At 51.1% G+C, this 6,709-nt stretch carries 5 protein-coding genes and 1 pseudogene; 3 read left to right on the forward strand and 3 right to left on the reverse strand.

Annotated features, from left to right (window positions below; translation table 11 throughout):
• The 3 genes and pseudogenes from SLH47_RS25890 to SLH47_RS25900 all read left to right on the forward strand — a co-directional run.
• Nucleotides 1-334, forward strand: a pseudogene (locus SLH47_RS25890) (hypothetical protein); the annotation flags it as partial.
• 404 nt (nucleotides 335-738) lie between these two features.
• Nucleotides 739-1,221, forward strand: coding sequence for a hypothetical protein (locus SLH47_RS25895; RefSeq protein ID WP_320243988.1), 483 nt, complete (start codon nucleotides 739-741; stop codon nucleotides 1,219-1,221).
• A gap of 594 nt (nucleotides 1,222-1,815) precedes the next feature.
• Complete coding sequence (locus tag SLH47_RS25900; RefSeq protein ID WP_320243990.1) at nucleotides 1,816-2,007, forward strand: hypothetical protein; 192 nt, start codon at nucleotides 1,816-1,818, stop codon at nucleotides 2,005-2,007.
• 338 nt (nucleotides 2,008-2,345) lie between these two features.
• Here the strand turns inward: SLH47_RS25900 and SLH47_RS25905 are convergent, their stop codons facing one another.
• The 3 genes from SLH47_RS25905 to SLH47_RS25915 form a co-directional block, all read right to left on the reverse strand.
• Nucleotides 2,346-3,197, reverse strand: coding sequence for a hypothetical protein (locus SLH47_RS25905; RefSeq protein WP_320243992.1), 852 nt, complete (start codon nucleotides 3,195-3,197; stop codon nucleotides 2,346-2,348).
• A gap of 354 nt (nucleotides 3,198-3,551) precedes the next feature.
• A complete protein-coding gene (locus SLH47_RS25910) occupies nucleotides 3,552-4,064 on the reverse strand; it encodes a phage tail protein (RefSeq protein ID WP_320243994.1) in 513 nt (170 codons plus the stop codon).
• A 302-nt stretch (nucleotides 4,065-4,366) separates the two neighbouring features.
• Complete coding sequence (locus SLH47_RS25915) at nucleotides 4,367-6,229, reverse strand: AAA family ATPase (RefSeq protein ID WP_320243995.1); 1,863 nt, start codon at nucleotides 6,227-6,229, stop codon at nucleotides 4,367-4,369.
• Nucleotides 6,230-6,709: the final 480 nt, after the last annotated feature.

A 6,709-nucleotide genomic window follows, 5' to 3' on the forward strand; every position in this document is an offset into this window, starting at 1 on the left:
TGATGAACGTATTCGACTGGCGCTCTGCGACGAGGTGCGACTAGCCTACGGGGACTATGACCAAGTGTCCTTTGAAACTTCCACTGGCACGCAGTTTTTTCGCGGTGCGCAGGGCACCGCCATCGGTCCTATGGAAACCGCTACGAGCAGGCAGGTTCGTGTACTGACCTTTTCAATCACAAAGGACAAGCATCTGCTGGATGATGCAATGAGCGTCATTCACCGTCTACACTCTTATGAAGAACCGGTGATCTACGTTTGGGATGCTTTCGCCAGTCGTTCTCTGCCTGAGAAACGGCAAAACGAAGAAAAATGGTGGATGAAATCCGACTGAAGCAGCCATCATTGGCGATGCAGCATCGGTCGGAATGGGCTCGCTGCTGACATCCCTTGAGTTCGGTCGGTTGACCGTGCGCATCCCAAACCTGACATTGGCTTGGCCGTACTGATCGAACAATAAGCGGACATGTGAGCTTTCGCCGCAATCGCGCCTATGTCCACTATGCATTGATCTCCAGGTCTTCTATTCCGCTTATTCTTGGTACTCCAAGCCTTCATAGATCCTCTGTATCGGCGGGCGAAATCCCGGCTTCATCCCCCTTTTGGGTGATTGATTGGTGCTGTCCTTTCGCACCACTCTGACAGAGCAAGCAGGGTTTTATACAGTCGTCAGGCTCACTTTTTGCCCACCGAATTTGATGCTTTGTTCTTTTTTGCAGCGAACATGGATATGCTACAGTGATCTCTGATATTCGTCGTTTTTCAAGTACGATTGACCTTGTCGGCGCAAAGGATGCCGGGCTGTTTTTGCTGGGTATCGTTGGGTTGACAATTGGATATGGCTTCTACGTACTTTTGCGTGACTGTGGTGATTGCTGGGGGGCTGTCATTCTTGATCCGTATCCCCCGTATGAGCTGAGAGGAGTACTTCTCTCACTGACAGATATGTTGCCAAGCTTTCTACACGTGTTTGCATTTAGCTGTCTCACATACGGCGCAGTCGGCACAACTGGGATGTTGATCCGTACACCAATTGCTTGGACAGCCCTGAATGTTGCATCTGAGGTTACTCAGAGCGACACAGTCGGCAACCTGATGAACGACATTGGATACCCTTGGCAGTTCAATGGGACATTCTCAACACTGGATTTGATCGCAGCGATGCTCGGAGGAGCAGTTGCATTTCTTATAGCGCTTAACCTTCAGAGGAGTATTAAATGAATCACAGCAACAGCACCGTCATAACAAACTTCATTCTCATATTGGGCATCACTTCGCTTGCGGCAACGACTTCGAGCAATCGCCCAGTACAAACGTCCGCAAACATTACTGTCTTTGAGGCCGAGTCGGCAAACGTTTGTGCGGGCGGGAACGTCGAGTTGACGTGGGAGACACGGTCGGACTTGCTGAACTTGACAGCCGATCCTTCTCGAGGCGTATCGATACCAGCCTCACTTCCGGAAGATGCAGAAGACGTCTCGGTTGGTCCCATCAACGACGATACTGTGTTTCGTCTGGAGGCTAAATTGGCAGGAACGTCACGGGAGCTCACGACGCGTGTTGACGTCATTCCACCAGACGGGCGCACGTTTTTAGTTAGCGCAAGTGGCGTATGCACAAGTGAAGGACCAAGGTGGTTCTACGCCCCTGCACCGACTGTTTGGGACTCGTCTGGCCGTGTAAACGGCGTAACAAACTTCTCTGGTGAGAACATCTTTGTATCAAAGGGTTCGGCCCTTGCAGCCTTGCCGGCGAGGCAATCTACGGCGGCATTTAATGGCCAGTCAGTATCTGGGACCTGGGAGGTCACTCTTGATGACCCTGCTGCTGCAGCAGCAGCTAAGTTTACCTGCAGTTGTGGCTTCGGCGAAAGACAAGAAAATCTCGGAAGCGCACCTCAGCTTGGACCAGAAGCCCAACAAGCATGTTCCGGCGCGCGAAGGTCTCTTATTGAGGTGCCACTACAGATTAGAGTTACTTGTCAGTAGCTTGATGCGCCGCCAGTAGGCGATAGACAGACTGCCCGTCCCAACTGGCATTTGAGGTGCCCTGTCCGTCGTCAGCAGAATTTGCGATAAGTGGCTTCCTGAGCTAGGAGAAGGTGCATCCGACATATCAAGTAGGTTGACCTTTGGCAGCCCAAAGCCGCCATTGGATTGAGGTGTTCGAGCGAGCGAGGCGCGGGCGAAGCGGTCGTTCGGTAATCATCCAAGAACGAGCGCCTTTGATCGACCACCGAGCGGATTGTTCTGATGTCGCATTGGATAGTTGCCAGCTTTACTAAAATAATCCTTCTTCGGGCATTCTCTTCTTGGCTTGAATTCACCGATGAGGAGAGGAGACTATCAGTAAATTTGGCTAATCCCGCTCAATAAGCGATCCGATTCTTCTTTAATTTTTGCCCATTCGGCTTTATTGTCTTGGCCTGGTATTGTGACTGAAAAGCGTGTTAGCAGTTTTCTTAGCAAAAGCTGATCGTCAGTCGTCCCACGAGATGTTTTGATTTCGCTGCAAGTATTTCGAATTTCTGCCCATTCAGCCGTATTGGCCCGACCTGGAGTGATAGACTCCAAAGTGTCCAAAAGATCACCAAAGGCCTCATCGTATGGTTTGTGGCTTGACGAAACAATTGAGTTTCTAACCGTTGTCCATTCGGCTACGTTGTCTTGGGAGGGTTTAGTATCTCGAAGGACCAGGAGAATTTCTTCCAACCCAAGCAGTTCTTTTTCGAGTGTGAAGTTCAAGTCGACGAAAACGTCGGCAGACTTCGTTGTAGAGAGAATCTCCGTTTCCGCCACGACGCCATCACTCTCGTAGTGCAGTCGATAGAGCGCTAGCTTGCTATTTGGGCCTACCTCATAAATATGTGTCTCCTTGTAACCCGAGTACGTTTCGGTTGTCCGCTCGAGTTTTTCTTCGAGGCGCGAAGCTAACTCCAAGTGCATGTTGAACTCTGTTGTGTTTTCAGCCCCAACACCTTTGAATTTCAGTGACGCACTTGTCTTGTTCCCAAACTTAAAAATTGATTTAGTATCAAACGCTTTGGTCAGAAAAGATTTTGATGTAAGCGTAGCTCGTCTTTCAATTTCAATGGTCCGTTTCAGCGAGGCATTGTTACCTGAGTTGTCGAGATTGAAGACAGTTTGCCAAAAGTACCTCCCGCGCGTCGTGTTGGACAGAATAACCGGTTGTAACATGATGGTCCTCCTATGTATCTAAAAACATCCGAAGTTCATGGAGTTGGAATGCTCGTTGCAGCTTACCTTTGATGCTGCATGTGTCCAAGGGAAGTGCAGACATTCATTTGCGGCGCAGCATCAGGGTACTTTGGGCTCGCTACCAACATCTGAGCGTTTTGGTGAGATGAAGGGCGCCAGCCCAAACCAGACATTCGATTTTCGACTGCGCGGTTGAACCCGGAGATCGAACTGCTGAGCATGATTGCCGCTGGGTGATTTAGTATGTCCAGGCGGCGGGAGCTCGCCCGCCGCCCGAATTCTCACATAGGCCCTTAATGAAACGCTAGCGCACACCAGCGCAAGGCTCATGCATCAGCTCTTTATGATGTAGTTTACAGCCACGTTCTTGGGTCTCGTCTCACTTGGCCGGTCACCTGGTTCTGTTTTGTCCAGGCCATTGGTCAGTTCCAATGCGTACTGGTTTGCTCCATCACCACCTTCTCCGCACTCTCGGGTACCGGAGCCTTCCTTGGGCATGTCTTGTCTTCCTCGATCAGCACTATTGCTGAAATTTGAAGTTTTGAATTGGGTCAGCCGTGAGTAGGCGTGCTCATGTTCTTCAAGGGCGTCTTCCTGCTCGCTACCCAGTTTTCGATCTGGGTCAATGTTTCCACCATTGTCCCAGCCCCTTAAGAACATGCCCCTGAGGTCAGGCAACCTGCAGACGTCGTCGTCCAGCTTCAAGCTGGGGTTGACCGTGGTGAGAAGGTCATAAAGCTTCGGGAAATTTGCTCTATTGATATTATCGCCATTACAAAAGAGGTAGTCGCTCGGCTTGTCGTTGTCCCCGCCGTAAAATGGTAAAATTGTGCCAACTGGTATCATGCTTTCCTCGCCAAAAAGTGTTTGCCTTAACAATCCATGATTGCAATGACATGGTTGCGTGGATTGTATCAAAAATCAACTCTGGGATTAGTGAGTGCAATGCCTGTCCGTCTTTTTCGTTCACGGGGCAACCCAAAGGGCAGATTTGACTTCCGCAGCCCAAACCGGTCGTTCGCTTCGCCCGTGCACTGATCTACCCAGTGTGGCCTAAGCGGATGTTGATCGGCTTGAAGTTACCAAGGCGCGACACAGGAGGGTCTTATACATCCTATTGCTCGAAAAACCACTTTCGACGCTGCTAGCTAGTCGTCCTGAAACGCATTCGTCCAAGCTTCCGTTCGAAGGTGCTCGGAATATGAGAACAGCCTCTTTTCTGTGTCTTGAGAATCTCCCCCAACGTGACCATGGATCCTGGTTTTCAAACCAGCTATCAGCTTTTTGCCATGGGAATGCTCGAAGGAAACCGGCACCAGTCCGTTGGCAGGCAAGAAACCTGCGTCGGGTGGTGGCTGGTTTGGCATAGCCGCTTCGGCCCATTCTACTTTGCCCTGCTTCCGGGGAATGTAGGTGGTTGCACGGATTTGCTCGCGAGCTACGCGCGCGGCATGTACTAGGTCATCTCGCCTGACTGTGGTCTCATCAATGATCGCGGCGTCAATTAGTTGCGGATCGACATCATCGAAGACTAATTTTAGGTGGTTCGCTTGCGCAAAGGAGTGTTCAACGTCGTTGAATGGCGTAAAAAGCTCTGAAACACCTGTAATACCGTTTCGCTCTCGTTCAGCCGATGCTGTCGCGAGTTCGAAGTTCATCTCTTGCTCAGTTCGAAAGTCGCGATCTCGATGGATTATGATCTGGGCATCGGGTCTCATATCAGAAATCATATTCGCCAGAAGTCGGGCGGCTGGCAGATTGCCACATCCATTGTAAGACAATACCGCTAGGCTTTCCGGAGGAGCGCCGTTTGCCAAGGCTAAGACCCTTACTGGCTCCGAATTCTTGTCTTCAGTCATAAGAACGATCTGCCGCGCCGGATCAAAAATTTCCGCACCTGCGGTCAGCGCGCCAAGTGCCATCATGATCGGTATGGCTGGTCGCTGCCCCTCGTCCAAGGCCACCTTAGCACCGTCTGCCATCCAGATAGCGTCCGCGTCTTGGTCGTACATCAACCGTTGGATCAGTTGTGGAGAATGGCTGGCGAAGAGAATTCTAGTCTGCGTTTCCTCCGCAACACCCTTGAGCGCTTCGTAAAGACGCGACTGACTATCAGCATGCAAATGGGCGTCTGGTTCGTCCAGGAGCAACAGCGGGGGCTTATAGAAGCAAGCGTATGCCACGATCTGTATGACTTGCAACATTCCAGTGGACGCCATGTCGAGCGTCACCGATGCACTGGGCGTTTCGACTTCTACATTGATGAAGCGATCATGTTCTGGATCATGATTCACAAGTACGCGTGCGCCGTCGTAGCAACGGTCGAGTAGCTTGGCGAACGCCTTCCAACCACTCTCATCTGGAAGAGCATCAATCGAGCGCTGTTGGAGCCACGCCGTCCGAGCTGCTGCATCTAAGTCGCGTTTGAAAAGGTGGTCGAGCACAGTGCGCAAGTAAAGATTGGCGTCTCCATGCATGACTGCAGCATCCATTGCTGCTTTTGTCCTCCATTCCTCACGCATGGAAATGCCAGACAAGCCTGGGGTCAGGATCGAAAATGGTTGCTGATCACTGGCCAAAACCACAGCAAGGTCATTGTCGCCCTCGCGGGTGATTGCAATATTCGCATTCTTACCACGGCGGATTTCAATTTTCAGAGTCATTTGCTCATTCGTATCGAGGTTTACGCCAGAGTACCGAACAGCGTACCCATAGTTCTGAGTGGCTGCGCCGCCGTGACGCAGATCAAGAAGATTTTCGGTTGGCCTGAAAAGAACTGCGTCGTTCGCCACTGTCTTAGAAAACTCTGGGATCCCATTCTTGCGAAATCCACCGAATGCAGCCTGAAGGATTGAAACCCCAAGTTGAGCAGCCTGTAGAGCACTACTCTTGCCGCTCGTGTTGCCGCCAACCAAAGCCGTCATCGGCTTAAGTTCTATCTCTAGCGTTTGGATACGCTTGAAACTGCTGACCTCAATCTTGTCGAGACGAACTCTCAAGTTAAAACCCAAAAAAGTGTAACGTTACATTTCGATGTCTCAAGAGCAGACCCTGATTACCGTGCACAAGTCAATGCCTTGCATGCAACCATAGCATGCACGCCATATCTCGTGTCTTGGATGGGACTATTTCAGTCGCATTCGCTCAAAATCGATGAATTCACAGATGCCCATACTGGAGAAGCAACGTCGCCGCATTTAGCAGTGTTGCCAATGACCGCTAAGGGACGTTGGGCAAGCTTTGCAAAGTCCGCATTCTGCGCAAATCCGTCGTTAGGCCCTCTGAACAGCGCGCGGCGGATACCGGCAGGTTTGTCCGCTGACTGACCGGTCTGATCTGTAAACCAAGGTCCGTTTTAGGTTGGGGAACCGACCAATGCCAAGGCAGTCACCCGCTGAAGACGAGTATGAGCTCATACCTCCAATCTGGGCACAGTGCGGGGAGTAACAGCAGGAGCCCAGGCATTCGCAGTATTGCAATGCATGCCAATA

It is taken from the genome of Cognatiyoonia sp. IB215182, from assembly GCF_033963905.1.
Lineage (GTDB): Bacteria > Pseudomonadota > Alphaproteobacteria > Rhodobacterales > Rhodobacteraceae > Yoonia.